Origin of the sequence: Flavobacterium channae (assembly GCF_021172165.1) — a bacterium.
Classification (GTDB): Bacteria; Bacteroidota; Bacteroidia; order Flavobacteriales; family Flavobacteriaceae; genus Flavobacterium; species Flavobacterium channae.
Genome location: NZ_CP089096.1, coordinates 2,345,722 through 2,371,572, shown reverse-complemented (window position 1 = coordinate 2,371,572; position 25,851 = coordinate 2,345,722). Strand labels below are relative to the sequence as shown.

Here is a 25,851-nt window from a genome sequence, read left to right as displayed (position 1 = left end):
TTTATTTTTTCTCTAAATGTATTTGAAAACCAATTCCAACTGTAAAATTATTAGATTTTACATCTGAATTAAACTTTGATGAATCATAATTAAGCGAGAGTTCAAGAGCAACACTACTGTTTAAAAAAATAGCTGAACCTCCTTTAATTGTATATCCAGTGCTTTTATTTGATCCCCCTGAATCACTTTTACCTTTACTTAAACTATAACCCGTTTGTAAAAAAGGGTTAATCATTTTATCAGATTTTCTAAAGTAATATCTAATAAAGGGTGATAAACCATAACCTTGACTATTATTGTTGTCACCAGATGGATTTGAAAAGCTAAAACTTACAATAGAACCAAGAACAACATTATCTACAATAAAGTAGCCTAAATTTGGAGAAATATTTAATGCACTCCCTGTTTGACTAATTTCGGTATTACCGCTTTGAAAAGTACTTTTATAATTTGTGAAGCTTCCAGTGCCTCCAACCATCCAATTCCCTTTTGTAATTTGAGCGTTAGTTGTTAAAAATGATAATAATGCAATAGTGATAAATAATTGAATTGTCTTCATGTTTGTAATGTGTTAAATATTAAAAATGTAAAGTTAATTTTTCTTTTTGGAGGGCTGTTCCCTTGCGAAAATTTAGTTATTTTTTGTTTCATTTTTGTATAATTAAAAAATTTACACAAAAATCGGTATTAAAAATAATCTGATTTTACGGTTTTACCGTAAAAATGTTACGGTTTTTACTTTTTTTGAAGATGGAACCGTTTTTAATGTTAGAACTTATGAAGGTTATGTGGTGAAGATGAGCTTATAACAGAAAACCCTTTCAATTGAAAGGGTTTATGTTGTTATTTGTTGTTTATTCTTCTTTTTTCTTGCCGCCAAATAAATTTTTTATTGCACCAGCTTTGTCTTTAATGGTGTTTTTAATTTCTTCTTTAGGAGTAGATTTAGTTTTAGTAGTGTCTGTAGCTGTTGTAGTTCCAGAGTTATTTCCTTTTGTTCCGTTAATTAAATTGCTCAAGGCAGAAGTTCCTTGATTAACCAATTTGTCTTTCTGCATTTTAACCAACTGTGTGGTTAAATTAGTAGTAGATTGTTTTAAATCGGAATTAAATTTAGGTTGCGTGAAGTTACCAGTCATCAATCCTGTAACCGGAATACTTGTAATCTGTTTTTGGTCGGCAGGGGTTAATTTTGCCACTAAATTTGTCACTTCTTTTCCTAAGTATTTAACAGGAACATCAAATTTTAAATTATAATTCATCGTTTGATCAAAACCATGACTTCCGCCAACATTAACAGTAATATCTTGATATTTGATATCGAAAGGTTTTACATTTACTTTTCCATCTTTAAAAGAAAGAGCCGCTTTAACATCATTAAGATTTACTTTACTCATATCGATGAATTTCATGTTGGAACTCAATGCAGTTAACATAGCTGAATTCTTTTCATTAATAGTAGTTGATAATAATTGTCCAAATAAATCACCAGAAATCGTTTTTAAATTTGGGGTCATATCATTTTGTAAATCACCAGATAATTTAATGGTCGAATTCAGTTTTCCATTGACAACTCCTGCAATTGGAGCAATCGATTTTAGCATGTCTAATTGTGTAAAAGATTCTGCAATGTTAACCGAATTTAATCCTAAATTCATATCAAATTTTGGAGTTTTTCCTTTTGTTGAAACGGTTCCGGTTAAACCAATATTTCCTCCAAAAACTCCCATTTTTAAGTTGTTTAACATAACAGCTTCGTCACGAATAGTTAGGTTACCTGAAACATCTTTTAAGTTTAAATTGTCATAAATAACTGTTCCCGCTTTAGCTGTAATGCTGCAATCTAAGAATGAAGGAATTTTAACAGCTTCGGTAGTTTTTTTGCCATCATCACTAGTTGTGGTAGTAGGTGTCATGAAATCAGAAACTACTAATTTGGTCGAGTTCATATAAAAGTTTCCTTTCAAAATTTGGTTTCTAAATAAAAAGCCATAAAAATTATCTAGAGTTCCATTAATCTGAATGTCAGATGTTCCAGTTTTAGCATCAAATTGACTCAAGTTGATGTGATTTGGATTAAAAGCAACTGCAGCTTGATTAATCTTAAATGGTTTTGCCATTTCTGGACCTTCATAATTAAATCCAGTTAAACTAACGGTTCCCGAGTTTTGTATGTTTTGATACTGACTTTTCTCAACCGATTGCATATCGAACTTCGTTTTTACATCGGCTTTTAGAATTCCAGTTAAGGGTTTGTCTAATTTTACCGGATAGGCTTTTGTAACGTTTGCTAAATTGATAGTTCCTTTTAATTCGGCATCTACTAATGCGTTTGTAGCAATATTTTTCACAATTGCCTTCGCATTAAAAACGTCTTGGTCAATAGCAAATGAGAGTTGATGTAAATTTACATAAGTGTCATTCATTGCACCAGTTTCATTAACAATATGGGTGTTAATTACAATATTTTTTACTGATTTTGGTAAATCAGGATATTGGAAAGAGGCATTATTCGAAGCAATTTTCACATCAAATGTTGGAATCGAAGTTTCGGTTAAATTTCCTTTTACTTTTCCATCTACCGAGAATTGTCCTGATGTTTTTACTTTATTAATATCGCCAGAATAAGCAGCAGGAACTAATCCTAAGAAGTTTTTGAAATCAGAGGTTGGTGTTTTGAATGTTAAGTCATAGGTTTGACCCGCTTCCACCATTTGAATAAATCCATTAAATTCTAATGGTAATTGATTGATTAAGGCTTTATTGTCTTTGAATTCGTATTTGCTTTTCTCTAAATCAATTCCTAAAATAGCATCTAAAGTGATTCCTACATTGTTCATGTAGCTCATTTTCTCCATTTCAAAAGATAATTTTGCCGAAGTTTTGGTTTCTAAATCTAATTTTTGAGCAGCAAAATTTCCTTTTCCTTCATGATAAATGCTGTCTAAAACCATTTTCATGTTCGAACCTTCATCAATATAACTGAATTTTAGATTCTCAACTCCATACTTTTGTATGTCTAAAGAAAATGGCTTACTATCAGAAGGTTTTTTTTCTTCTGCTTCTTTTATAGCGATGTCAAAATTACCTACACCCTCTTTATTGAAAATGATATTTACAATTCCGTTAACAGCGCTAAAACTTTCTAAACTCATGGTTTCACCATCGCCTTTAAAAAGTTCTTTTACACTCATAGTTACATTGGTTTCTCCAGCATATAAAAGCGTATCGCCAGCAAAAGGAGCTTTGTTTATGATGCTCAGCTTATCAATTGTTACATGAGCTTGTGGAAAACTTTTAAACAAACTCAAATCCACATCTTCGAATGCAATGTTAGCATTAACATTTTCGTTTAATGTTTTAGCAATCATTTCCTTGATTTTGTCTTTAAACAAATAAGGTGCGGCTGCTAATACGATGATGGTTACCAAAAGAAATATCCCAAGTCCTTTTAAAACTTTCTTTAACATGATTATATTTTTTAAAGTGAATGATTTTAGCTACACAAAAGTAATACCAATTGTAAATTTACGCATTAAATTTGGGTAAAATATATAAAAAAATCCCAAAAACGAATTGTCTTTGGGATTTTGATGTTTACAGTAAAGATTAATGAATCTCAATTTCGTATGGCATCATGGCCTGGATACCTTTTCTGCTTTTAACTCGTTTTATTTGTTCTAGCATTTGATAGCCTTCTTCACCAAGTTGTTCTTTTAATAATTGCTCTTTAGTTTTAAACATGGCCATTCCTGTGAAATTAGCTAATAAATCTTCAAAGCTTTTTTCGTATTCTGGGAAGTTTTCAGTTCTGTACGAATTTGTTTTTCCAAGTTTTGCTGCATATTTAATGGCAGCATCTAAACCACCAATTTCGTCTACTAAGCCTAGTTTTTGAGCGTCAATTCCTGTCCAAACTCGTCCTTGTGCAATAGCATCAACTTGTTCAGTGGTCATTTTTCTTCCATCAGCTACTCTTTTAAGAAAAGTAGCATAGGTTTTTTCGATGCTTTCTAAAACAAATCCTTTAAAGTTCTCGTCAATTGGTTCAAAAATGCTATAACCACTTGCGTTTTCGTGAGTTTTAACTTGTTCGGCATTAATTCCGATATTTTTACCTAATTGGTTCATATTAGGTAGCATTCCAAAAACTCCGATAGAACCTGTAATCGTGTTTGGTTCTGCGAAAATTCGATCCGCATTAGCTGCAATGTAATATCCTCCAGAAGCGGCATAATTCCCCATAGAAACTACAACAGGCTTTGTTTTTTTAGTGATTTCAATTTCTCTCCAAATCAACTCTGAAGTCAAAGCACTTCCTCCAGGGCTATTTACACGTAAAACAATTGCTTTTACATCTTCATTCTCTCTTGCTTCTTGTAAAGATCGCTTAATTGAACCTTCTCCTATTATATTTACATCACCTTCACCTCCTGCAATTTCTCCTTGTGCATAAATTACAGCAATGATATCTTTCTTTGTATAATCTTCAACAGTTGAAGCGGCAGTTTTTGCATAATCTGTGATACTTACGATATCATATTTTTCTTTTTTGTCAAGCTTTAATTTCGCTCTAATCATATCGTGATATTCGTCTTCATAAGCTATTTTATCCACTAATTTATTTGCTAAAGCTAATTCTGGTGTTCTTGCTCCTAATGAATTGGCGATAGCATTTAATTGCGCTACTGATAGTTTTCTGCTTTTAGCAATATCTTCTACAATAGTAGTCCAAACCGAGTTTAACAAAACAGTCATTTGTTCGCGGTTTTCTGGACTCATTTCTTGTGATAAGTAAGGTTCAACAGCGCTTTTGTATTTTCCATGACGAATTACTTCAAACTTAATACCTGATTTTTCTTGTAACTCTTTCATGTAGATAATTTCAGAAGATAATCCTTTGAAATCAACTTCCCCCATTGGGTTTAAATATACTTGGTCTGCAACCGAATTTAAATAATATTCGCCTTGTGTGTAAAAATTAGCGTAAGCATAAACAAATTTTCCAGATTTTTTGAAATCTTCTAATTTATCTCGTACTGCTTTGCTTTGGGCTAAACCTAGTTGTGATTGGTTGTTAAGAATCGAAATTCCTTTAATTTTTTTATCTTTTTTTGCAGCTTCAATGGCATTTAAAATATCGGTAACACCATCATGATGCGCTTCAAAATAATTAAAGTCTTTGTAGTTGGTTTTTCCAGCATAATCCAAACTTACTTTTGATAAATCTAATTCAATAACGGAATTATTTTTTACAGTAACGGTTTCGTCTCCGCCTCCTGCAATGGCACCAATTATGATAATACCAAAAAAGGACATTATGCAAAAAACAAATAACCCAACAATTGTAGCTAATACATTTCCTAAAAATTTCATTTCATTTTCATTTTAATTCATAGCATTAGTAGAAAAAACTCAAAAATTGTTACATGTTCATAAAAAAATGGAAAAGGTAAATTAGAAGTCTAAAAATGTTTGTTATTTTGCCAATATGAGTCAACACCAAGTTATAGTATCGTTAGGAAGTAATCAAGGAAATCGTTTTGAAACGATTCAGGCTTGTATTGATTTGATTCATAGTGAAGTAGCAACGGTTGTAAAGGTTTCCAAAATTTACGAAACGCCAGCTTGGGGTTTTGAAAGTGAGCCTTTTTATAATGCTGCAATTTTAATTCACACTACAAAATCGGCTCAAAAAATTTTGAATCAGGTTTTGAGAGTAGAAAAGAAGTTAGGTAGAATTCGTACCAAAGATTCAGGATATCAAGCGCGAATTATTGATGTTGATATCATTGCTTTTGACGAGGAAATTATTTCTACTGAAAACTTGCAAGTTCCGCATCCATTAATGCAAAATCGCAAGTTTGTGTTGCAACCCATGATGGATTTAGGATTGAATTGGGAACATCCAATTTTAAAGAAAACAATTCTGCAATTGTTATCTCAAACTGAGGATAACAGCGAAATAAAAGTTGTAGCATCGTTAGTTTCGCCAATTGAAAAATTAGAATTACAACAATTCAATTATATTGCTATTGAAGGAAATATTGGCGCTGGAAAAACAACTTTGTCTTCAAAAATTGCACAAGATTGTAATGCAAAATTGGTTTTAGAGCGTTTTGCCGATAATCCGTTTTTACCTAAGTTTTACAAAGATCAAAGCCGTTATGCGTTTCCTTTAGAAATGTCTTTTTTAGCGGATAGATACCAACAATTATCAGATGATTTGGCGCAATTTGACTTGTTCAAAGATTTTGTGGTAGCCGATTATCATATTTTTAAATCGTTGATTTTTGCAAAAGTCACGCTTCAAGAAGATGAATTTCGTTTGTACAAAACCATGTTTGACATCATTCATAAAGAAATGCCAAAACCTGATTTGTACGTGTATTTGTACCAAAATACTGAAAGATTACTGGTAAACATCAAAAAGCGTGGCAGAAGTTACGAGCAAGAAATTCCGGCCGATTACCTAGAAAAAATTAATCAAGGTTATTTGGATTACATCAAAACCCAAACCGATTTAAATGTGTTGATTATTGATGTTTCTGATTTAGATTTCGTGAAAAAACAAGAAGATTATGTGAAGATTTTGAGTGAGATCAAAAAGAAAATTTGCTAATTAAAAAAAGATGAAAAAAGAAATTGTTATCCCAGTATTTTTTGGACTTTTTACTGCTTTTTTTGCAAGTTATACTTCTCCTTATGACATCATTGATATTGGTAAAGCGTCTGAGATAGTTCTTCAAAATCTAATAATACCAATTATTATTTTGTCAGGTATTCTATCTTTTTTAGTTTATAAGTTTTATTCTAAATTTATAAAACAAGAAAATGAAAGACCAAAAAAGTTTGATAGAGTTTTTGCACCTTTAGTATATTCAATATTGATTTTTTTTAGTTTGTTCTTTTTTACTCGATTTTTAGTTGTTGTAAGTAACGCTTTAATAGGAAATGAGCAAATTATAATTTCCGGTAATGTGATAGATGTTTATCATCATACAGGAAGAGGTGGAGATTATTATAATATTGAAATTAATGATGAAAAATTAAATCGAAAGATAGAATTGAGGACAGAAATATATGATAATCAAGAATTTGTGAATTATAAACTCAAAATTGGTTATTGGGGAATTATCTATGGAGATTAATATGCCATTTATTTCATCTTCTGAAACAAATCCCAAATCACAATTCCTGCACTAACTGAAATATTCAATGAATGTTTGCTTCCCAATTGCGGAATTTCAATTACACCATCACTTAAATTAATTGCTTCTTGAGAAACACCTTTAACTTCGTTTCCAAAAATTAAAGCATATTTTGTTTCAGCTTCTGGCTGAAAATCATCTAGCATAATCGAATTTTCGGTTTGTTCTACCGAATATACTTTTACATTTTCTGATTTCAATTGATTCACCACTTCTAAAACATCTTTCGCATATTCCCAATTCACAGTTTCAGTAGCGCCAAGAGCTGTTTTGTGAATTTCTTTATTTGGAGGAGTTGCCGTAATGCCACACAGATAGATTTTTTCTATTAAAAAAGCATCTGAAGTTCTAAAAACCGAACCAATATTGTGTAAACTTCTAATATCGTCTAAAACAATAATAATTGGTGTTTTTTGAGCTTCTTTGAACTCTTCAATATTTTTACGTTCTAATTCTGCGTTGGCTAATTTTCTCATGCCACAAAAGTAAAGATTAATTGTAGAATTTGAAAATTCGATTTTTGAAATTCATATTGTGATTGTATTTGAAATTCTTACCTTCGCAACTCTACTTAAAATTAAAAAATTGTGGCTAAAAAATCTGCAACAACTTCTGATAAAGCTCCAAAGGAAACCCCTTTGATGAAACAATATAACGAAATTAAAAATAAGTATCCAGATGCTTGTTTGCTGTTTCGCGTAGGGGATTTTTATGAGACTTTTGGAGAAGATGCAGTTCGTGCTGCAGGAATTTTAGGAATTACTTTAACCAAGCGTGGAGCAGGAAGTGATAGCGAAACTGCGTTAGCGGGTTTTCCACACCATTCATTAAATACCTATTTGCCTAAATTAGTTAAAGCAGGACTTCGTGTTGCAATTTGCGATCAATTAGAAGATCCAAAAATGACAAAAACGATTGTAAAACGTGGTGTTACAGAATTAGTAACTCCTGGTGTTTCGATGAATGATGAGGTGTTGCAGTCGAAATCGAATAACTTTTTGGCTTCTGTTCATTTTGGGAAGAAAATAGTAGGGGTTTCGTTTTTAGATGTTTCCACCGGAGAGTTTTTGGTATCGCAAGGAAACGAAGAGTATATTGATAAATTATTGCAAAATTTCCGCCCAAGTGAGATTTTAATACCAAAACAATTTAAAAACCAATTCAATTCTATTTTCGGAGAGGATTTTCATACTTTCTTTTTAGAAGATTGGGTGTATAAAGAAGATTATGCTTTGGAGAGTTTAACCAAGCATTTTCAAACCAATTCGCTCAAAGGTTTTGGAGTGGAGGAATTAACAGATGGATTAATCGCTTCAGGTGCTGTTTTATATTATTTATCCGAAACGCAGCATAATAAAATTCAACATATCACCAATATCCAACGTATAGCTGAAGATGCTTATGTGTGGATGGATAAGTTTACCATCAGGAATTTAGAGTTATATCACAGTTATAACCCTAATGCGGTTACGCTTTTAGATGTAATTGATAAAACACTTTCACCAATGGGAGCGAGATTGTTAAAAAGATGGTTGGCGCTTCCGTTGAAAGATATTTCAAAAATTAGAAGTCGCCATGAAGTAATTTCGTATTTGAAATCGAATCCTGAAATATTAAATCAAATTCAATATCAAATCAAACAAATTTCAGATTTGGAACGTTTGATTTCAAAAGTTGCGACAGGTAAAATTTCGCCAAGAGAAGTAAATTTCTTGAAAGATTCATTAGATGCTATAATTCCAATTAAAACTTTGGCATTAGAAAGTAATAATGAAGCTTTACGAGTAATTGGTGATAGTTTGCATGCTTGCGAATTGTTACGCGAAAAGATTAAAGCAACTATTCAAGAAGATGCTCCAGTAAGTGTGAATAAAGGAAATGCAATAGCTGTTGGTGTTCATCCGGAATTAGATGAATTGCGAAATATTTCATCTACAGGAAAAGGGTATTTGGAAGCATTGGAACAAAGAGAAAGTGCTGCAACAGGAATTCCTTCCTTAAAAGTGTCTTTCAATAATGTTTTTGGGTATTATATAGAAGTTAGAAATACACATAAAGATAAAGTTCCGGCTGAATGGATTCGTAAACAAACTTTAGTTAATGCTGAACGATATATTACAGAAGAACTAAAAGAATACGAATCGAAAATCTTAGGTGCTGAAGAAAAAATCCATCAATTAGAAACCCAATTGTTTGAACAATTAATTAATTGGATAGCAACTTATATTAAGCACGTACAATTGAATGCCAATTTGATAGCGCAATTGGATTGTTTAACTTCTTTTACGCAATTAGCGATTGATAACAAATATGTTTGTCCAGAATTGGATGATAGTTTCGATTTAGAAATTAAAGATGGTCGTCATCCAGTAATTGAAAAGCAATTACCTGTTGGAGTACCTTATATTACGAATGATGTATATTTAGATAGAGAAACCCAACAAATCATTATGATTACGGGTCCGAATATGTCGGGTAAATCGGCTATTTTGCGTCAAACGGCTTTAATTGTATTAATGGCGCAAATGGGAAGTTTTGTTCCTGCAGAAAGCGTTAGAATGGGTGTTGTGGATAAAATCTTTACTAGAGTAGGAGCAAGTGATAATATTTCGATGGGAGAATCTACTTTTATGGTAGAAATGAATGAAACAGCTTCTATTTTGAACAATATTTCAGAAAGAAGTTTGGTTTTGCTAGATGAAATTGGAAGAGGAACTTCAACTTACGATGGAATTTCGATTGCTTGGGCAATTTCAGAATACTTGCATGAACATCCAAATAAGCCAAAAACGTTGTTTGCTACGCATTATCACGAGTTAAACGAAATGGAAGTTACGTTTGATAGAATTCAAAACTTTAATGTCTCGGTAAAGGAATTAAAAGATACGGTTTTATTCATTCGTAAATTGGTTAAAGGAGGAAGTGCGCATAGTTTTGGTATTCACGTAGCAAAAATGGCTGGAATGCCTCAAATTGTAATTCAAAAAGCACAAAAACTATTGAAACAACTAGAGAAAAGACATTCAAGTGAAGAATTGGCTGGAATAAAATCGGCTAGTGATGAATTGCAATTGAGTTTCTTCAATTTAGATGATCCGCTTTTAGAAGAAATTAAAGAAGAAATTGTAAATATCGACATCAATACATTAACGCCAGTTGAAGCTTTAATGAAGTTGAACGAAATAAAACGAATGTTGGTAAAAAAATAATTTATTCGTAATCAAAGCGTTATGAAAAAGTTAGATTTTTTGTTTAAAAGTTCTTGTGGAAAGAAAAATATATTATATATTTGCACTCGCAATCAAGAAAAACGTTCTTAATTATATGCGAAAATAGCTCAGTTGGTAGAGCGCAACCTTGCCAAGGTTGAGGTCGCGGGTTCGAACCCCGTTTTTCGCTCAATGAAAATTTAAATTTTGCTCGAGTGGTGGAATTGGTAGACACGCTGGACTTAAAATCCAGTGGGTAGTAATGCCCGTGCGGGTTCAAGTCCCGCCTTGAGTACTAAAGCCTTTTTGCTTGGTTCAAAAAGGCTTTATTTTTAAATTTTCAGATAATTACCAACGCTCGAGTGGTGGAATTGGTAGACACGCTGGACTTAAAATCCAGTGGGTAGTAATGCCCGTGCGGGTTCAAGTCCCGCCTTGAGTACAAAAAGCTTCTAACTTTGTTAGAGGCTTTTTTTATTTCTAAAAGAATCAAATTGATTTTTTATTTTATCTTTAGAAAATTCATTTCAAAAAAATCTAATGGGGACATTTGTAATCAGTAAACGCCTTAATGGGAATTATAAATATGAGTTCGTCTCTAGAAGAGGTAAAACAATATTTACAAGTAATGATTTTGAATTGCGTTTTGAGTGCGAGGAAGAAATTGAAAAACTGAAAGTTTCTTTAGAGCGATGTGTTTTTATGCGCTTTAGATCTTCTGGAGGAAAGTTTTTCTTTCGATTGATATTAGATGAGCATGAAATTGCTGTAAGTAGACGATATACAACACAATTGCTTTTGCAAAAAGGAATTGATGAAATTGTAAAATATGCCGATAAGGCGGAATTCTTAGACTTTTCTTCTGCAGAAGACATATTTGGTCCGATAGAATAAAAAAGCCCTGCATAACAGGGCTTTTTGTTGTTTGAGTAAATGATTATTTTACTACTTCGTCAATTCTTTGAAGTTTTACTTTAGCAGTTTCTTGTGATTTTGCAACTGCAGAATCAACAGCAACTGCAGTAGAGTCTGCAACAGGAGCTTCTTCAACAACAGGAGTTTCAACAGCAGTTGAATCTGTAGTTTCAGTAGTCTCAGGTGTGTTTTCTTTGCAAGAAACAAACATAGTAGTAGCAAATACTAAGCTTAAAATAACTTTTTTCATTTTTTATTTTTTTATATTGATTAAACGTTTTTAATTATTGGTCAAAAAAAAGCCCCACATTGTGGAGCTTGATTTTTTACTGTCAGCAATAAATTACTTAGCTGGAGCAGCTTCAGCAGCTGGAGCTTCAGTAGCAGCAGTAGAATCAGCAACTACAGCAGTAGAATCAGCTACAGGAGCCTCTTCAACAGCTGGAGCTTCAACTACAGTTGAATCTACAGTAGCTTCTGCCTCAGCAGCATTTTCTTTACAAGAAACGAACATAGCAGCAACGATTGCTAAACTTAAAACAACTTTTTTCATCTTACTAAATTATAAAGGTTAATTATTAATTCGGAGCAAAGATATAAATTTTTTAACATGTCAAAATATTTTTAGACTTTTTTTTTAAATTTTTTTTCTCTGGATTCCGAAATGCTTTATTTCAAATGCCGTGCCAAACTTTTAATTTGAAAAATATTTTCTAATTATTTGGCTTTTTGAGACTTAGGGTATTGAATCGTCATCTCTTCAATAAGGTTTTTAGCACCGGCAAACTTGTCAATAATAAACAAAATATATCGTGCATCTACCATGATATTTCTACAGATTTCTGGACTATAATAAATGTCGCTCATTGTGCCTTCCCAAACTCTATCAAAGTTTAATCCGATAAGGTTTCCTTTCGAATCTAAAGCAGGACTACCAGAGTTTCCTCCTGTAGTATGATTAGTAGCAATGAAAGCTAATGGCATTTTACCATTCTTGTCTGCATATCTACCATAATCTTTAGCATTGTATAGATCAATTAATTTTTTTGGAACATCAAATTCGTAATCGCCTGGAACATATTTTTCAATAACACCGTCTAAGTAACTAATAGGTTCGTAGATAACAGCATCACTTGGTTTGTATCCTTTAACTTTTCCATAAGTTACACGAAGTGTACTGTTAGCATCTGGGAAAATTCTATCATTTGGAAAGAATTCCATAATTCCCTTCATATATGTTCTTTGTAATGCAACGTTTTTTAAATTGATTTCGTCAAACTTAGGTGCTACATTTTTTTGGTAACTATCCGCAATTGATTTTACCAATTTGTATGCTGCATCTTGGTTGATTTTTTCTAAAACAGATTTAGCATCTCCACTTAATAATTCTTTTAAACTAGTATAGCTAGTTAATTTTGATGTACTAAAAATAGAAGTTGTTAAAGCAGATGTGTTTGCATTGTTTAAACTTTCAGGTAAAAACTGTTTTGGTGATTTTGTTGCGTATAATGCAATTAATTGTTCGAATACTTTTTCGTCAACTTGTGCATTATAATCATTATACAAACCTTCAAATCCTGAAATTAAATTGTTTTTTCTGTCGTTAAAAGCTTGTTCACCTTTTGTGTTGTAAACTTGCTCTAATTGGTATAAACGATATCCGAAAGATAAAATCTCTGAGTTTCTTAAAACTACTTCTGTAAAATAATCCCTTGCAATTGCATATTCTCTGATTTCGTTATAATTTTTTTCAAAATCAGCTAAAAGAGTTCCGTATTCTGCTTGTTTGCCAGCTTTGTTTACTCTTTCTTGGAATTTCTTTTCAAAAGCTTTTTTAATAGCAACTGCATTTGATTTTTTTAAGCCTTTAGTTTCGCCAATCCATTTTTTCCAATAATTTGCAACACTTGCATACTTTGAAGCATATTGGATTTTAATAGCGTTATCTTTTCTCATGAAACCGTCTTGTACTTTTAATGCAGCATCACGAATTTCAATTTTAGCAGGATTTAAATCATTTACAATTTGTTCTACGGCAAAAGAAGGCAAGTATTCTTGCGTTCTTCCAGGATATCCCATTACCATTGTAAAATCGTTTTCTTGAATTCCTTTTGCAGAAACAGGGAAAAAGTGTTTTGGCGTATAAGGAACATTATCTTTTGAATATGCTGCTGGACGATTGTTTTTGTCTGCGTAAATTCTGAATAATGAAAAATCTCCTGTATGACGAGGCCAAACCCAGTTATCAGTATCTGATCCAAATTTTCCAATGGAACTTGGTGGCGCTCCAACTAAACGAACGTCTTTGAATGTTTCAGTAACGAATAATAAATATTGGTTTCCGTCATAAAAAGTTCTAATCATAGCGTCTTGCCAAGCTTCTTTTGGGAAGTTTTTGCTAACTGCTGCAATGTTTTGTTGGATTTTCTTTTGTTTGTCGCTTTCTGTTGGAAGATTTAAAACACCTTCAAAGATTTTGTTCGTTACATCTTCAATCTTAACAATAAAAGTTACTGTTAAATCTTTGTTTGGTAATTCTTCTTCTAATTTATAAGCCCAAAAACCATCAGTTAAATAATCGTGTTCTACTGTTGAATGGTTTTGAATGTTGTCATAACCACAGTGGTGATTTGTTAATAAAAGTCCTTTTGGAGAAATCATTTCTGCAGTACAACCACCATTAAAGTGTGGAACTGCATCTTTTAAACTTGAATGATTTACCGAATAAATGTCTTCTGCGCTAATTTTCATTCCTAGCGCTTTCATTTCTTTTTCATTAGTTCCTTCCAATAAAGATGGAATCCACATCCCACCTTGTTGTGCTTGAACTTGGAAAACAACTAAAACAAGTAGTAATTTTAAAAATTTCATATCAATTTAATATTTGAGGGTGCAAGTTACAATTTTAGTTTTGTAACAAAAATCAATTTATAGTTTCGTTAGTAATGTAATTCATTATCGTTTGAGTCGCTCCTTTATTCATCTGAACAAAAGTGCTACAAATATGTCCTTTTTCTAATCGTTCGTCTTTATTTTGAATAAGTAAATCAAAAGCTTCGTTTAATTGTGTTTGATTTTGAATAGAAGTACATCCATTCATATTTACTAATGCAGTAGCTTCAGCGAAATGCGAATAATTTGGTCCAATGATAACCGGAACACCAAAAGTGGCAGGTTCTAAAATATTGTGAACACCAGGATTTCCAAAACCACCGCCAACATAGGCAATATCGGCATAGGAATAAATTTTGGTTAGAATTCCAATGGTGTCAATAATGAAAACATTAAATTCTGATAATTGAACGTTCTCTTTTTCAGAAAACAAAATCGTTTTCTTTTGAATTTGATTTTTGAGATTTGAAATTTGCTCTTGTTTAATATTGTGAGGTGCAATTATAAATTTTACTTCATCAGAACTCTGATTGATATAATTCACTAATAAGCTTTCATCTTTTGGCCAAGAACTTCCAATTACAATGGTAGTCTTTTTGTCTTTAAATTGTTCTATAAAGTCTAATGAATTATCTCGTTCTAAAATTGAAACTACTCTATCGAAACGAGTGTCTCCAGAAACTTTTACATTGTGAAAACCGATACTTTGCAACAGGTTTTTTGAACTTTCATTCTGAACAAAAAAGTAGTTAAAGGTTTTTAATGCTTTTCTGTAAAATCCGCCATACCATTTAAAAAAAGCTTGATTTTCTCTTAAAATTCCAGAAATTAAATAGGTTTTAATATTGTTTTTCTTCAGTTCATTTAAGTAGTTTGGCCAATATTCATATTTGATAAAAAAAGCCATTTCAGGACGAACTAATTCGATGAATTTTTTTGCATTCGAAATAGTGTCTAAAGGCAAGTAAACAGTGACATCAGCTAAAGTATTGTTTTTTCGAACCTCATAACCAGAAGGAGAAAAGAAAGTGACAATGATTTTATGTTTTGGAAATCGCTCTTTTATTGATTCAATCACAGGTAAACCTTGTTCGTATTCACCTAATGAGGCGGCGTGAAACCAAATGGTTTTATCTGAAGAGTTGAGTTTGTTTTTAAGAGTTTCAAAAACTGTTTTTCTTCCGTTAACAAACAGTTTCATTTTCGGACTAAAAAGCGCTACAATCTTTAAAAGTTGTGAAGCTAAAAGTGTAATTATGTTGTATAGAAATAGCATAATTCTAATTTATGGTGCTAAAATACGTTTCTTTTTGTCGAACATAAAATTTGTACTATAGAATTTCTTATTTTTGCTAGACTTAATTTTATTTCAATGAAAAAATTACAAATGGTTGACTTGAAAAGTCAATACGAAAAAATAAAAGACGAAGTTAATGCTTCAATTCAAGAAGTTTTAGATACCAATACTTACATAAACGGACCTTTGGTTCATCAATTCCAAGCTGATTTAGAAAAATATTTAGGTGTAAAACATGTTATTCCATGTGCTAACGGTACCGATGCTTTACAAATTGCGATGATGGGATTGGATTTAAAACCTGGTGATGAAGTAATCACTGCTGATTTTACATTTGCAGCAACAGTTGAGGTTATTGCTTTATTGCAATTAACACCTGTTTTAGTAGATGTGGATATGAATAATATGAACATTTCTTTAGATGGAATCAGAAAAGCAATTACTCCGAAAACTAAAGCAATTGTTCCAGTTCATTTATTTGGTCGCGCTGCCAATATGGATGCAATTATGGAAATTGCAAATGAGCATAATTTATATGTTATTGAAGATAATGCTCAAGCAATTGGTGCTGATTATACAAACAAAGACGGCGTTAAAAAGAAAGTTGGAACTATCGGGCATGTAGCTGCAACCTCATTTTTTCCTTCTAAAAATTTAGGGTGTTACGGAGACGGTGGTGCTATTTTTACGAATGATGATGCTTTAGCTCATAAAATAAGAGGAATTGTAAACCACGGAATGTACGAAAGATATCATCACGATGTTGTAGGAGTAAATTCTCGTTTAGATAGTATTCAAGCAGGAGTTTTGAAAGCAAAATTACCACATTTAGATACTTATAATAAAGCACGTCAAGATGCAGCAAGAAAATATAGCTTGGCATTAGGGCAAAATTCTAATATTTGGGTTCCTACAATTTGTGATTCTTGTGATTGTCATGTATTTCATCAATATGTAATTCGTATTTTAAATGGAAAACGTGATGCTTTGTTAGCTCATTTACAAGAAAAAGGAATTCCTTGTGCTATTTATTATCCAATTCCATTACATAGTCAAAAAGCATACGCTGATTCAAGGTATAATGAAGCAGATTTTCCTGTAACAAACCAATTGTGTAAGGAAGTTATTGCATTACCAATGCATACTGAATTAGATGATGAGCAAATTAAATTTATTACAGATTCGGTTTTAGAATACGTATAATGGTGTTCAGTCTCAGTATTCAGTCTCAGTTACTGTTTACTGCGACTGCGACTGAAAACTAAAATATGAAGATACTTGTTACAGGTGGTTTAGGATTTATTGGTTCGCATACGGTTGTGGAATTGCAAAATGAAGGATTTGATGTTGTTGTTATAGATAATCTTTCAAATTCTTCAGTTGACGTAATTGATGGAATTGAAAGAATCACTGGAAAAAAACCTTTGTTTGAGAATATTGATTTACGCGATAAAAATCTAGTTACAGCTTTTTTTGAAAAGTACCATGATATAGAAGGTGTGATTCATTTTGCGGCTTCAAAAGCAGTTGGTGAAAGTGTTGAAAATCCTTTGTTGTATTATGAAAACAATATAAACTCTTTGGTTTATTTACTTCAACAATTACAAAAGAAAGATAAAGCCAGTTTTATTTTTAGTTCATCTTGTACGGTTTATGGTCAAGCCGAACAAATGCCAATTACCGAAAATGCGCCGATTCAATCTGCAATGTCTCCTTATGGCAATACTAAGCAGATAGGAGAAGAAATTATTTCAGATGTTGCCAAAGTTTCAAACATTAATGCAGTTTTGTTGCGTTATTTTAATCCAATTGGTGCGCATCCATCAACTGAGATAGGGGAATTGCCTTTAGGAGTTCCTCAAAACTTGGTGCCTTTTATTACGCAAACAGCTATTGGACTTCGTGCAAAATTATCTGTTTTTGGGAATGATTATCCAACTCCAGATGGTACTGCAATTCGTGATTATATTCATGTAGTTGATTTGGCTAAAGCGCATGTTGTTGCTTTAAAACGTTTGTTGAATAAGCAAAATTTAGAAAAAGTAGAAACTTTTAATTTAGGAACAGGTAAAGGAAGTTCGGTTTTAGAAGTAATCAATGCTTTTGAAAAGGTTTCTGAAAGAAAATTAAACTATCAGATTGTTGAAAGAAGAGAAGGTGATATTACAGAAGCTTACGCTAATACAGTAAAAGCTAATGAAGTTTTAGGTTGGCAATCACAATTTTCATTAGAAGATGCTTTAGCAAGCGCCTGGAAATGGGAACAGAAAATCAGAAAATAGTATTGTTTATAAAGTAAAAATCCGGAAACTTAATTTCCGGATTTTTTTATATTTAAATTCTGAAAATGAGTTAGTCAACTCTTTCGTCCATATGTTCAATTTCTTTTTTAACTTCTTCTTTAACTTCAGTTGCAGTAGAATCGATTTTTTCTACAGCTTCTTCTGTTGAAGCTTTAATGTCATCTCCAACTGCTTCTGTTGCTTCTTCCACTTTGTCTTTGGTTTCTTCTTTACATGAAGCTAATGATAAAATTGCTAAGAAAGCAAAACCTAAAAATACTTTTTTCATATTAAAATAGTTTTATGATTATTGAGTATCAAGGTACTAAAAAATCATAAAAGTCACAAACAATTGCTTATAAAACTAGTTCTTTGTATAATTCATCAAAGGTTTTATCTAAGTCTGTGCTAAATCCAGAATGAGGTCTTGAGGTTTGAATGCTAGAACTTTTTATAGCCGTTAACCATCTAAAACGTTCGGCTAATTCAAATTCAGCAATTGGACCGCCCTCTTTTTTGCCCGAACAAATTTTGGTGAAGGCAGCCAAGTTTATTTCTAATTGTTCCACATCAAATTCTGGACAAAATAGCGTTATTTTTTCCTTTGGAATTTGGTATTGAATGTGCAAATATTTTTGACGTTTGCAAAACAACATCAAACCAATGTTTATAAATTCTTCGCGTTCTACTCTTGGTACTACACGAATGACAGCGTAATCATATAAGTGTTTTTCGTGCATCTTGAGCTTGTTTTAAAAAAGTTGAAGCATTTTCTAATCGTATTGATAAAAATTTTAAGTAAACCAATTTGATTTCGTCTGGCGATAAATCGGTTTCTTCCCATTGTAGCCATTCATTTGGAATTCTATTTACAATTTCTTTTAAAATTGAAGGATTCAATTTTGAACTAAATTCGGCATGCGCTTCTTCAAGTTTACTTGCTTTAGGTAACAAAACATGATCTTTAATTAATGCAAATGGAGTAATGGCTGTCGTTTCCCAATTGTTCCAAGAATGATGAAAATAGAAAGAAGCACCATGATCAATTAACCACAATTCTTTTTTCCAAATCAATAAGTTGGTGTTTTTGAAAGTTCGGTCAACATTGGTAATAAAAGCATCGAGCCAAACAATTTTTGAAGCCAAAAGCGCATCGCAATCATTTACGGCTGCATCAAAAGTCAACGCACCAGATAAATAATGAAGTCCTAAATTTAACCCTTCGCTAAACTTCAATAAATCTTGAATTTCTTCATCGGCTTCAGTTCTTCCAAACGCTTCGTCTAAAGTAACATAAACCAATTCAGGAACCTGCAAACCTAAATAGCTCGCAATTTGACCTCCTAAATATTCAGCAATTAATGCTTTAACACCGTGACCGGCACCTCTAAATTTAATTACATATTTAAAATCGTCATCAGCTTCGGCCAACGCAGGAAGCGAACCACCTTCGCGTAGTGGCGTAATGTATCGAATGACGCTTACTGTTCGTAAATCCAAATTCATAAAGGGAATTTCTTTTTACAAAGATAGTTAATTCAATTTTTGGTTATGTTTTTTGTTTTATTACAGGGATTAATTATCTTAATAATGAAAAATCCCGATTTTGAACTCGGGATTTTTTATTATTTCTCAACTGATTCTTTTATTTTTTTAGCGCCTTCTTCAACTTTTTCAGCTCCTTTAGCAATAATAACTTTTGCTTTTTCACCTACTTTAGATGAATCAATAACTTTTTTTGCCTTTACTTTTGCAGAATCGGCAGCTTGTTTTAAATCTGCTCCAACTGCTTTAGAAGCTTCTCTTACTTTTTCTGTTGTTTCTTCTTTACATGAGATTAACAGCGTTAAAGCAATAACGGATAAAATTATTTTTCTCATACGATTATCTTTTGAAATTTAACTCAAAAACTAAGCCGAAATCGTTTCTACTTCTTTGTTGATTTTGTTTACCAATCCAACTAATACTTTTCCTGGCCCAACTTCCGTAAAACTAGTTGCTCCGTCAGCAATCATTTGGTTAACCGATTGTGTCCATCTAACTGCACCTGTTAATTGCGCAATTAAGTTTTTCTTAATTTCAGCAGGATCGCTAACCGCACTTGCTGTTACGTTTTGATATACTGGGCAACTTGGAGTTGAAAAATTTGTTGTTTCGATAGCAGCAGCTAATTCTTCACGAGCTGGTTCCATCATAGGCGAGTGGAAAGCACCACCAACAGGTAAAATTAAAGCACGCTTTGCACCTGCTTCTTTCATTTTTTCACAAGCCGTTTCAACTGCTTTGTATTCGCCAGAAATTACTAATTGACCTGGACAGTTGTAATTGGCTGCAACTACAACACCATCAATTGAAGCACAAATATCTTCAACAATTTTGTCATCTAAGTTTAAAACAGCCGCCATAGTAGAAGGTGTAATTTCGCAAGCTTTTTGCATTGCTGTAGCTCTTTGAGAAACTAATTTTAATCCGTCTTCAAACGATAAAGCACCATTAGCTACTAAAGCAGAAAATTCACCTAACGAGTGACCAGCAACCATTTCTGGTTTAAAATTTTCTAATGTTTTAGCTAAAATAACCGAATGTAAAAACACAGCAGGCTGTGTAACTTTCGTTTCTTTTAATTCTTCGGCTGTTCCTTCAAACATAATATCTGTAATTCTAAAACCTAGAATATCGTTTGCTTTTTCAAATAATTCTTTTGCTAATGGTGAGTTTTCGTAAAGGTCTTTACCCATTCCAGTAAATTGAGCTCCTTGACCAGGAAATACGTATGCTTTCATTTTAATTGGTTTAAAAGTTTAAAGTTTATGAGTTTAAAAGTTACTCAAAATTTCAGCAAAAGTACTATTTTTTAAACATAAAAAAACCTTACAAATTTTAAAATCTGTAAGGTTTTATATTATTTGAACAAAATAATTAAGATTTAACCAACTGTAAATCGATAATAAGTTTCACTTCTTCACCTACTAAAACACCACCAGTTTCTAAAGCTGAATTCCAGTTTAAACCCCAATCTTTTCTGTTTATTTTTCCTTCAATGTTTAAACCAGCTTTTGTATTTCCCCATGGATCTTGCATTAATCCGCTAAATTCAACAGGAAGTTTAACTTGTTTTGTTACATCTTTAATAGTTAAATCACCAGTTAATTCATAGTTATCTCCATTTGGGACAAAAGAGGTAGATGTAAAGCTTAATTTTGGAAAATTATCAGCATCAAAAAAGTCAGCACTTTTTAAGTGATTGTTTCTGTCTTCATTTCTTGTGTCTATTGAACTAATATCTGCGCTGAAAGCAAAATTACCAGTTGTAAAATCATCCTCGTTTGTTTCGATAGAAGCTTCGTAATTATCAAATTTTCCTGAAACATTTGTAAACATCATGTGTTTAACTTTAAAACCAATTTCTGAATGTGTTGGATCAATTGTCCATTTTGTAGTTGCCATATTTATCTTTTTTAAATTATTTAATATTAACACTACAAATTTACTTCGGTTACCAGAAGTAGTCACTTAACCTAGATTAAGAAATTATAATTCTATTGATTTTATGATGTTTAACAATTGATTTTTATATTCAGGATGAATAATTCCGTTTACAACATCAAAGTTTTCATAAAAGCTTGGTAATGAAAAACTACCTTTTACAATTCCTCCTTGAAAAGGGAAACGTTTTGAAGCAATATCTAAAACAGAACTTCCGCCACGAGCACCTGGTGATGTTGCTAATAATAACATTGGTTTTTCTTGAAAGGTTTTGGAATTAATACGTGAAGTCCAATCTAAAATATTTTTAAATGCAGTTGAATAATTTCCATTGTGTTCGGCAAAAGAAATAAGAATTAAATCAGCAGTTCCAAGTTTTTCATAAAATTCTTGTGCCAATGGATGAATGCCATTTTCTTTTTCTTTATCAACTGAAAAGATGGGCATTTCGTAATCGTTTAAATCTAAAATTTCAATTGAAACATTTTGAAACTGATTAGCAGCATAAGTTGCTAGTTGTTTATTAATAGAGTTTTTACTTGATGAAGCGCCGAATGCGATTATTTTTTTAGTCATTTTTATTTAGATAATAGGTTAATGCACCTGAAGGGCATTTTTTTACAGTTTCGATAATTTTTTCAGTAGTTGAGTTTTCTGGTGTAATCCAAGGTTGTTCTTTTGGTTTAAAAACATCAGGATTATTTTTAACGCAATTTGCTGAATGACTACATTTTCCAGATTGCCATACAATGGTTACTTCACCATTTGTATATTCTTTTTTAATGTTTTTTGGATCCATGATTTTTAGTTTTAGAATTGCTATTGGTATATAAAAAAATCTGCAAGCTTTTATTGAAACTTGCAGATTATAAGTTAAAGAACGTCTTTAAATTCTGGTGTTTTATCAAAAACACTTTTTGCAAAAGGACACAACGGCAATATTTTAATTTCTTTTTCTCTGGCAAATTCCACCGCTTTAGTTACCATTTTTTTACCAAAGCCTTTTCCTTCATTTCCGGGATTAACTTCAGTGTGGTCGATGATAATCTTGTCTTCACCAGCAAAAACAAAGGTCATCATTGCTTCTTGTTTTTCGTTAACTTCAATATAGAAAGCGCCTTTATTATCGTCTATTCTTAGTTGTACTTCGTTCATGGCTTATTATTTAACTGAAAATTAATTATTGTTCCATAGGAATTTCCATTACTAAAAATTTCGCATCGGTGTTTGCTTTAATTTCAATTTCTGGAGTTTCCCAAATTCCAATTGCATCTCTTTTTTCTAGTTTTTCTCCATTTACTTCGATTTCACCTTCAATGTTCATAATGTAGAAACCATTTCCTTCTTTTTTTAATCCTAATTTTTTAGAAAAATTAGCATCAAAATCACTCATATAAAACCAAGCATCTTGATGAATCCAAACACCAGCATCATCTGCATTTGGAGATAAAATTTGAGCAAAATCGTTTTTCTCTAACGATTTGTCTAATGTAATTTGTTGGTATCTAGGTGTAACATTTCTAAATTTTGGGAATAACCAAATTTGAAACAATTTTGTTTGTTGGTCATGATTTGGATTGAATTCGCTATGTTGAATTCCTGTTCCAGCACTCATTACTTGAATGTCACCACTTTTGATAGTTGTACCATTTCCCATACTGTCTTTGTGAGCTAAATCGCCTTCCAAAGGAATGGTAATAATTTCCATATTATCGTGAGGATGTGTTCCAAAGCCCATTCCAGCAGCAATGGTATCGTCGTTTAAAACGCGCAACATTCCAAACTGCACTCTTTCTGGATTGTACCAATTTGCAAAACTAAAACTGTGGTAAGCGTTTAACCAACCATGATTTGCATTTCCTCTTGTATTTGCTTTATGTAAAACCGAATTTTTCATGATATATAAATTTAGTAATTATTATGATACAAATTTACATCACGACTAAAGAAAGCGCACTTAATCTAGATTAACAAATTATTTACGCAACATTTTTGCTTTCATTTTACTGAAAAATTCTGGAGTAACTCCAATGTAAGAAGCTATTTGTTTTTGAGGAACTCGTTGGATAAGCGTTGGGTATTTAGAACAAAATTTTTCAAAACGTTCTTCCGCTGTTAAACTTAAATTATCCATTAATCGCTCTTGATGTGCTACTAATGAATTTTCGATAAGTATTCTGAAAAAGCGTTCTAATTTTGGAATTAAATGATACAATTCGTCTTGATTTTCTTTTGGCAGTAAAACAACTTCGGCATCTTCGATAACTTCTATAAATAGGTTGCCCGGTTTTTGAGTTAGTAAACTATACATGTCGCCAATCCACCAACCTTCGCAAGCAAACTGAAGTACATGTTCGGTAATATTATCATTAATAGAAAAACTTCTTAATAATCCAGAATTTACAAAATACGAATACTTGCAAATTTCTCCAGCATTAAGAATAACTGTTTTTGCTTTGTAATGTTGTGTAATGGTTTTAGATAGTAACAATTCTTGCTCTTCTGGTGTAAGAGCAACATGTTTGGCGATATTTTCAAGAATGGATTGCATACTCAAAAATACAATTTAATTTTAGTAATCAAAAAAAGAAAAACCGATGTTTACATTGTAAACATCGGTTTTTTATATTAATGAATATGATCTTCTTCGATTTCAAATTCGGCATCTTTTTCCCAAATTTCCATTTCGCAAGGTTTACAATTGAATTTTAGTTTGTATTCCAATTCACCTTGTTTCAATACCAATGGCTCTTTAAGTTTTTTGTCCATATTTTCTCTATGGTATTTAGGACAACGCTCTAATTCGTATTTGATACAGTATTTAGTAGTCATTACACGAGATTTTCCTGGATCCCATTGTAATTCGAAAGCTTTTTCAATTTCGGTTACACCATGACGTTCGTAGAATTTACGAGCTGTTTTGTTGGCAACATTATACATAAAATCCAACTTGGTTTCAGGATAAGGATGAGATGTTTTTACTAATTGATGTTCTTTTCTAACATAATTTTTTAAACGAATTTCTGATAATTGTTCGTAAACAGTTCTTCTCATTTCGTTGATTTTTGAAATAGGAAGGAACCAGTTTTCAGAAAAGACAACATCAATTTCATCAGCGTTATATGGTGTGAATCCAGTTTTAGCTAAATTTACTTTGAAGTTTTCTTCTAACGATTCACCATTTTTAGTTGGCTCTTTTGGATGAACCAAATTAGTTGTGCTTACATTTCCATCTTCATCGGTTGCGATTAATTCGAAACCAGTTTCGTTTTCAGTCAGTAATAAAGTGGTGCTGATTTTTCGAACAGCACTATCTTCTCTTTCAACCAACTTAATGAAAGCTGCATCGTTGTTTCGGTATATAAATGTTCCGTCTTTAATTTCTTTTAGAACATTAGGATAAACGATTCCGTTTTCTACTTTATTTACGTAAATTCCTTCCGCTTCATTGTTTGCATTAATAAAACACAATCCATCACCATTGTTAAGTAATTCTCCGTTTTCAATTACATACGAATTACCAACTGTTTTTACTAGTTTACCAATGTATTGTCCTTTTGATTTTGGGCTTTCCCAAGAACCAATAGCTTGATGTCTTTCATTAACAAAATAATCAGTATACCCACGATTGAAAGTTCTATCTAAAGCAGAATCAAAAGTATAGGTGCAAGTTCCAGATGAAGCTTTTGTATATTTCTCAGGATTTTCTTCTAAGAACGCGTCTAATTTTTTACGTAAGTACGAAACATTATTTTTTACATAAACAATGTCTTTTAAACGACCTTCAATTTTGAAAGAAACAATTCCGGCTTCAACTAAATTTGGAATTTGATTGGAAACATCAAAATCTTTAATAGAAAGTAAGTGACTGTTTTTGATTAAAGTTTCGCCATTACCATCAATTAAATTATAAGGTAAACGACAGTTTTGAGCACATGAACCACGGTTTGCTGAACGCTCTCCGTTTGCAACACTCATATAACAGTTTCCACTAAATGAAACACACAATGCACCTGTAACAAAGAATTCTAATTCTACATCACTTGCTTCGCTAATTTCTTTTATTTGATGTAAGTTCAATTCGCGAGCTAAAACGACACGTTTAATTCCAGCATCTGCTAAGAATTTAATTTTATCTGCATCTCTATTGTTAGTTTGTGTACTGGCATGAAGAACAATAGGAGGTAATTCCATCTCCATAATTGCCATGTCTTGAATAATTAAAGCGTCAACACCAATATCGTATAACTTCCAAATTAATTGGCGACAAGTTTCCAATTCATTATCATATAAAATAGTATTGATAACAACAAAAACTTGAACATTGTACAAATGCGCATATTCTACTAATGCTGCAACATCTTCTAATGAGTTGTGAGCATTAGAACGAGCACCAAATTGTGGTGATCCAATATAAACAGCATCGGCACCTGCGTTAATAGCTGCAATACCAGTTAGTAAATCTTTTGCTGGTGCTAAAATTTCAATCTTCTTCTTCATTTTTAAAACTTTAATCTTTCGGGAATTACCGAAAAAAAGTGTGCAAAGTTCTTATAAAA

26 protein-coding genes and 3 tRNA genes are annotated in these 25,851 nt (G+C 32.0%); 9 read left to right on the top strand and 20 right to left on the bottom strand.

Annotated elements, in window-relative coordinates; all coding sequences use genetic code 11:
* Window position 1: 1 nt before the first annotated feature.
* The 3 genes from LOS89_RS11040 to sppA all read right to left on the bottom strand — a co-directional run bounded on the left by LOS89_RS11040 (window position 2) and on the right by sppA (window position 5,376).
* Complete coding sequence (locus LOS89_RS11040; RefSeq protein ID WP_231835301.1) at window positions 2-559, bottom strand: outer membrane beta-barrel protein; 558 nt, start codon at window positions 557-559, stop codon at window positions 2-4.
* 295 nt (window positions 560-854) lie between these two features.
* On the bottom strand, window positions 855-3,470 hold the full coding sequence (locus LOS89_RS11035) for an AsmA-like C-terminal region-containing protein (RefSeq protein ID WP_231835300.1): 2,616 nt from the start codon (window positions 3,468-3,470) through the stop codon (window positions 855-857).
* Window positions 3,471-3,609: 139 nt separating this feature from the next.
* On the bottom strand, window positions 3,610-5,376 hold the full coding sequence (gene sppA, locus LOS89_RS11030; RefSeq protein WP_231835299.1) for a signal peptide peptidase SppA: 1,767 nt from the start codon (window positions 5,374-5,376) through the stop codon (window positions 3,610-3,612).
* Window positions 5,377-5,491: 115 nt separating this feature from the next.
* On the opposite strand from sppA, the gene folK reads away from it, so the two are divergent.
* Together folK and LOS89_RS11020 are read left to right on the top strand one after the other, a co-directional pair.
* Window positions 5,492-6,622 (top strand): 2-amino-4-hydroxy-6-hydroxymethyldihydropteridine diphosphokinase, encoded by a 1,131-nt coding sequence (gene folK, locus LOS89_RS11025; RefSeq protein WP_231835298.1) that lies wholly within the window; start codon window positions 5,492-5,494, stop codon window positions 6,620-6,622.
* Window positions 6,623-6,632: 10 nt separating this feature from the next.
* Window positions 6,633-7,151, top strand: a complete 519-nt coding sequence (locus LOS89_RS11020; RefSeq protein WP_231835297.1) for a hypothetical protein — start codon at window positions 6,633-6,635, stop codon at window positions 7,149-7,151.
* 8 nt (window positions 7,152-7,159) lie between these two features.
* On the opposite strand, the gene LOS89_RS11015 is transcribed toward LOS89_RS11020, so the two are convergent.
* Entirely contained in the window at window positions 7,160-7,687 is a 528-nt protein-coding gene (locus LOS89_RS11015) for an RNA methyltransferase (RefSeq protein ID WP_231835296.1), read from the bottom strand.
* 165 nt (window positions 7,688-7,852) lie between these two features.
* Between LOS89_RS11015 and mutS the strand changes: the two genes are divergently transcribed.
* The 5 genes from mutS (at window position 7,853) to LOS89_RS10990 (ending at window position 11,314) form a co-directional block, all read left to right on the top strand.
* On the top strand, window positions 7,853-10,420 hold the full coding sequence (mutS, locus tag LOS89_RS11010) for a DNA mismatch repair protein MutS (RefSeq protein ID WP_231837070.1): 2,568 nt from the start codon (window positions 7,853-7,855) through the stop codon (window positions 10,418-10,420).
* A gap of 117 nt (window positions 10,421-10,537) precedes the next feature.
* A tRNA-Gly gene (locus tag LOS89_RS11005) sits at window positions 10,538-10,610 on the top strand.
* 19 nt (window positions 10,611-10,629) lie between these two features.
* A tRNA-Leu gene (locus LOS89_RS11000) sits at window positions 10,630-10,715 on the top strand.
* Between the two features lie 61 nt (window positions 10,716-10,776).
* Window positions 10,777-10,862 (top strand) — tRNA-Leu (locus LOS89_RS10995).
* Between the two features lie 98 nt (window positions 10,863-10,960).
* Window positions 10,961-11,314 (top strand): YegP family protein, encoded by a 354-nt coding sequence (locus LOS89_RS10990; protein ID WP_231835295.1) that lies wholly within the window; start codon window positions 10,961-10,963, stop codon window positions 11,312-11,314.
* Between the two features lie 43 nt (window positions 11,315-11,357).
* Here LOS89_RS10990 and LOS89_RS10985 read toward each other — a convergent pair whose 3' ends face one another.
* The 4 genes from LOS89_RS10985 to LOS89_RS10970 form a co-directional block, all read right to left on the bottom strand.
* On the bottom strand, window positions 11,358-11,585 hold the full coding sequence (locus tag LOS89_RS10985) for a PG1828 family lipoprotein (protein WP_231835294.1): 228 nt from the start codon (window positions 11,583-11,585) through the stop codon (window positions 11,358-11,360).
* Window positions 11,586-11,678: 93 nt separating this feature from the next.
* Window positions 11,679-11,888: a hypothetical protein gene (locus LOS89_RS10980; RefSeq protein WP_231835293.1), complete on the bottom strand. Its 210-nt coding sequence runs from the start codon at window positions 11,886-11,888 to the stop codon at window positions 11,679-11,681.
* Window positions 11,889-12,052: 164 nt separating this feature from the next.
* Window positions 12,053-14,206 (bottom strand): S46 family peptidase, encoded by a 2,154-nt coding sequence (locus LOS89_RS10975; protein ID WP_231835292.1) that lies wholly within the window; start codon window positions 14,204-14,206, stop codon window positions 12,053-12,055.
* Between the two features lie 52 nt (window positions 14,207-14,258).
* Complete coding sequence (locus LOS89_RS10970; protein ID WP_231835291.1) at window positions 14,259-15,503, bottom strand: 3-deoxy-D-manno-octulosonic acid transferase; 1,245 nt, start codon at window positions 15,501-15,503, stop codon at window positions 14,259-14,261.
* 96 nt (window positions 15,504-15,599) lie between these two features.
* On the opposite strand from LOS89_RS10970, the gene LOS89_RS10965 reads away from it, so the two are divergent.
* Both LOS89_RS10965 and galE read left to right on the top strand, forming a co-directional pair.
* On the top strand, window positions 15,600-16,727 hold the full coding sequence (locus LOS89_RS10965; RefSeq protein WP_231835290.1) for a DegT/DnrJ/EryC1/StrS family aminotransferase: 1,128 nt from the start codon (window positions 15,600-15,602) through the stop codon (window positions 16,725-16,727).
* Between the two features lie 65 nt (window positions 16,728-16,792).
* Window positions 16,793-17,806: a UDP-glucose 4-epimerase GalE gene (galE, locus tag LOS89_RS10960; protein ID WP_231835289.1), complete on the top strand. Its 1,014-nt coding sequence runs from the start codon at window positions 16,793-16,795 to the stop codon at window positions 17,804-17,806.
* Between the two features lie 70 nt (window positions 17,807-17,876).
* On the opposite strand, the gene LOS89_RS10955 is transcribed toward galE, so the two are convergent.
* The 12 genes from LOS89_RS10955 to LOS89_RS10900 all read right to left on the bottom strand — a co-directional run bounded on the left by LOS89_RS10955 (window position 17,877) and on the right by LOS89_RS10900 (window position 25,792).
* Window positions 17,877-18,095 (bottom strand): hypothetical protein, encoded by a 219-nt coding sequence (locus tag LOS89_RS10955; RefSeq protein ID WP_231835288.1) that lies wholly within the window; start codon window positions 18,093-18,095, stop codon window positions 17,877-17,879.
* Window positions 18,096-18,162: 67 nt separating this feature from the next.
* Window positions 18,163-18,546 (bottom strand): DUF3037 domain-containing protein, encoded by a 384-nt coding sequence (locus tag LOS89_RS10950; RefSeq protein ID WP_231835287.1) that lies wholly within the window; start codon window positions 18,544-18,546, stop codon window positions 18,163-18,165.
* Window positions 18,524-19,312, bottom strand: coding sequence for a HipA family kinase (locus LOS89_RS10945; protein ID WP_231835286.1), 789 nt, complete (start codon window positions 19,310-19,312; stop codon window positions 18,524-18,526). Before LOS89_RS10945 ends, LOS89_RS10950 begins: the two co-directional genes overlap by 23 nt.
* 119 nt (window positions 19,313-19,431) lie before the next feature.
* A complete protein-coding gene (locus LOS89_RS10940; RefSeq protein WP_231835285.1) occupies window positions 19,432-19,686 on the bottom strand; it encodes a hypothetical protein in 255 nt (84 codons plus the stop codon).
* A 30-nt stretch (window positions 19,687-19,716) separates the two neighbouring features.
* Window positions 19,717-20,589 carry an ACP S-malonyltransferase gene (gene fabD / locus LOS89_RS10935; RefSeq protein WP_231835284.1) on the bottom strand — a complete coding sequence of 291 codons (873 nt, stop codon included), beginning with the start codon at window positions 20,587-20,589 and terminating at the stop codon, window positions 19,717-19,719.
* 136 nt (window positions 20,590-20,725) lie between these two features.
* Window positions 20,726-21,253: a YceI family protein gene (locus tag LOS89_RS10930; protein ID WP_231835283.1), complete on the bottom strand. Its 528-nt coding sequence runs from the start codon at window positions 21,251-21,253 to the stop codon at window positions 20,726-20,728.
* 84 nt (window positions 21,254-21,337) lie between these two features.
* Window positions 21,338-21,868 (bottom strand): NADPH-dependent FMN reductase, encoded by a 531-nt coding sequence (locus tag LOS89_RS10925; RefSeq protein WP_231835282.1) that lies wholly within the window; start codon window positions 21,866-21,868, stop codon window positions 21,338-21,340.
* Window positions 21,861-22,091: a (4Fe-4S)-binding protein gene (locus LOS89_RS10920; RefSeq protein ID WP_231835281.1), complete on the bottom strand. Its 231-nt coding sequence runs from the start codon at window positions 22,089-22,091 to the stop codon at window positions 21,861-21,863. The genes LOS89_RS10925 and LOS89_RS10920 overlap by 8 nt, the downstream gene beginning before the upstream one ends.
* A 74-nt stretch (window positions 22,092-22,165) precedes the next feature.
* Window positions 22,166-22,447 carry a GNAT family N-acetyltransferase gene (locus tag LOS89_RS10915; RefSeq protein WP_231835280.1) on the bottom strand — a complete coding sequence of 94 codons (282 nt, stop codon included), beginning with the start codon at window positions 22,445-22,447 and terminating at the stop codon, window positions 22,166-22,168.
* Window positions 22,448-22,472: 25 nt separating this feature from the next.
* Window positions 22,473-23,189: a pirin family protein gene (locus tag LOS89_RS10910; RefSeq protein WP_231835279.1), complete on the bottom strand. Its 717-nt coding sequence runs from the start codon at window positions 23,187-23,189 to the stop codon at window positions 22,473-22,475.
* A 78-nt stretch (window positions 23,190-23,267) separates the two neighbouring features.
* Window positions 23,268-23,843, bottom strand: a complete 576-nt coding sequence (locus tag LOS89_RS10905) for a Crp/Fnr family transcriptional regulator (protein WP_231835278.1) — start codon at window positions 23,841-23,843, stop codon at window positions 23,268-23,270.
* Window positions 23,844-23,920: 77 nt separating this feature from the next.
* Window positions 23,921-25,792 (bottom strand): peptidase U32 family protein, encoded by a 1,872-nt coding sequence (locus LOS89_RS10900; protein ID WP_231835277.1) that lies wholly within the window; start codon window positions 25,790-25,792, stop codon window positions 23,921-23,923.
* Window positions 25,793-25,851: the final 59 nt, after the last annotated feature.

What these genes read in the sequence shown, in the direction of transcription:
- LOS89_RS10990 (WP_231835295.1), top strand. Translation starts at nt 10,961, where the DNA reads ATGGGGACATTTGTAATCAGTAAACGCCTTAATGGGAATTATAAATAT.
- LOS89_RS10930 (WP_231835283.1), bottom strand. Translation starts at nt 21,253, where the DNA reads ATGGCAACTACAAAATGGACAATTGATCCAACACATTCAGAAATTGGT.
- mutS (WP_231837070.1), top strand. Translation starts at nt 7,853, where the DNA reads ATGAAACAATATAACGAAATTAAAAATAAGTATCCAGATGCTTGTTTG.
- LOS89_RS10910 (WP_231835279.1), bottom strand. Translation starts at nt 23,189, where the DNA reads ATGAAAAATTCGGTTTTACATAAAGCAAATACAAGAGGAAATGCAAAT.
- galE (WP_231835289.1), top strand. Translation starts at nt 16,793, where the DNA reads ATGAAGATACTTGTTACAGGTGGTTTAGGATTTATTGGTTCGCATACG.
- fabD (WP_231835284.1), bottom strand. Translation starts at nt 20,589, where the DNA reads ATGAAAGCATACGTATTTCCTGGTCAAGGAGCTCAATTTACTGGAATG.
- sppA (WP_231835299.1), bottom strand. Translation starts at nt 5,376, where the DNA reads ATGAAATTTTTAGGAAATGTATTAGCTACAATTGTTGGGTTATTTGTT.
- LOS89_RS10920 (WP_231835281.1), bottom strand. Translation starts at nt 22,091, where the DNA reads ATGGATCCAAAAAACATTAAAAAAGAATATACAAATGGTGAAGTAACC.
- LOS89_RS10945 (WP_231835286.1), bottom strand. Translation starts at nt 19,312, where the DNA reads ATGAATTTGGATTTACGAACAGTAAGCGTCATTCGATACATTACGCCA.
- LOS89_RS10900 (WP_231835277.1), bottom strand. Translation starts at nt 25,792, where the DNA reads ATGAAGAAGAAGATTGAAATTTTAGCACCAGCAAAAGATTTACTAACT.
- LOS89_RS10950 (WP_231835287.1), bottom strand. Translation starts at nt 18,546, where the DNA reads ATGCACGAAAAACACTTATATGATTACGCTGTCATTCGTGTAGTACCA.
- folK (WP_231835298.1), top strand. Translation starts at nt 5,492, where the DNA reads ATGAGTCAACACCAAGTTATAGTATCGTTAGGAAGTAATCAAGGAAAT.
- LOS89_RS10975 (WP_231835292.1), bottom strand. Translation starts at nt 14,206, where the DNA reads ATGAAATTTTTAAAATTACTACTTGTTTTAGTTGTTTTCCAAGTTCAA.
- LOS89_RS10955 (WP_231835288.1), bottom strand. Translation starts at nt 18,095, where the DNA reads ATGAAAAAAGTATTTTTAGGTTTTGCTTTCTTAGCAATTTTATCATTA.
- LOS89_RS11035 (WP_231835300.1), bottom strand. Translation starts at nt 3,470, where the DNA reads ATGTTAAAGAAAGTTTTAAAAGGACTTGGGATATTTCTTTTGGTAACC.
- LOS89_RS10985 (WP_231835294.1), bottom strand. Translation starts at nt 11,585, where the DNA reads ATGAAAAAAGTTATTTTAAGCTTAGTATTTGCTACTACTATGTTTGTT.
- LOS89_RS10965 (WP_231835290.1), top strand. Translation starts at nt 15,600, where the DNA reads ATGAAAAAATTACAAATGGTTGACTTGAAAAGTCAATACGAAAAAATA.
- LOS89_RS11020 (WP_231835297.1), top strand. Translation starts at nt 6,633, where the DNA reads ATGAAAAAAGAAATTGTTATCCCAGTATTTTTTGGACTTTTTACTGCT.
- LOS89_RS11015 (WP_231835296.1), bottom strand. Translation starts at nt 7,687, where the DNA reads ATGAGAAAATTAGCCAACGCAGAATTAGAACGTAAAAATATTGAAGAG.
- LOS89_RS11040 (WP_231835301.1), bottom strand. Translation starts at nt 559, where the DNA reads ATGAAGACAATTCAATTATTTATCACTATTGCATTATTATCATTTTTA.
- LOS89_RS10940 (WP_231835285.1), bottom strand. Translation starts at nt 19,686, where the DNA reads ATGAGAAAAATAATTTTATCCGTTATTGCTTTAACGCTGTTAATCTCA.
- LOS89_RS10915 (WP_231835280.1), bottom strand. Translation starts at nt 22,447, where the DNA reads ATGAACGAAGTACAACTAAGAATAGACGATAATAAAGGCGCTTTCTAT.
- LOS89_RS10980 (WP_231835293.1), bottom strand. Translation starts at nt 11,888, where the DNA reads ATGAAAAAAGTTGTTTTAAGTTTAGCAATCGTTGCTGCTATGTTCGTT.
- LOS89_RS10925 (WP_231835282.1), bottom strand. Translation starts at nt 21,868, where the DNA reads ATGACTAAAAAAATAATCGCATTCGGCGCTTCATCAAGTAAAAACTCT.
- LOS89_RS10905 (WP_231835278.1), bottom strand. Translation starts at nt 23,843, where the DNA reads ATGCAATCCATTCTTGAAAATATCGCCAAACATGTTGCTCTTACACCA.
- LOS89_RS10970 (WP_231835291.1), bottom strand. Translation starts at nt 15,503, where the DNA reads ATGCTATTTCTATACAACATAATTACACTTTTAGCTTCACAACTTTTA.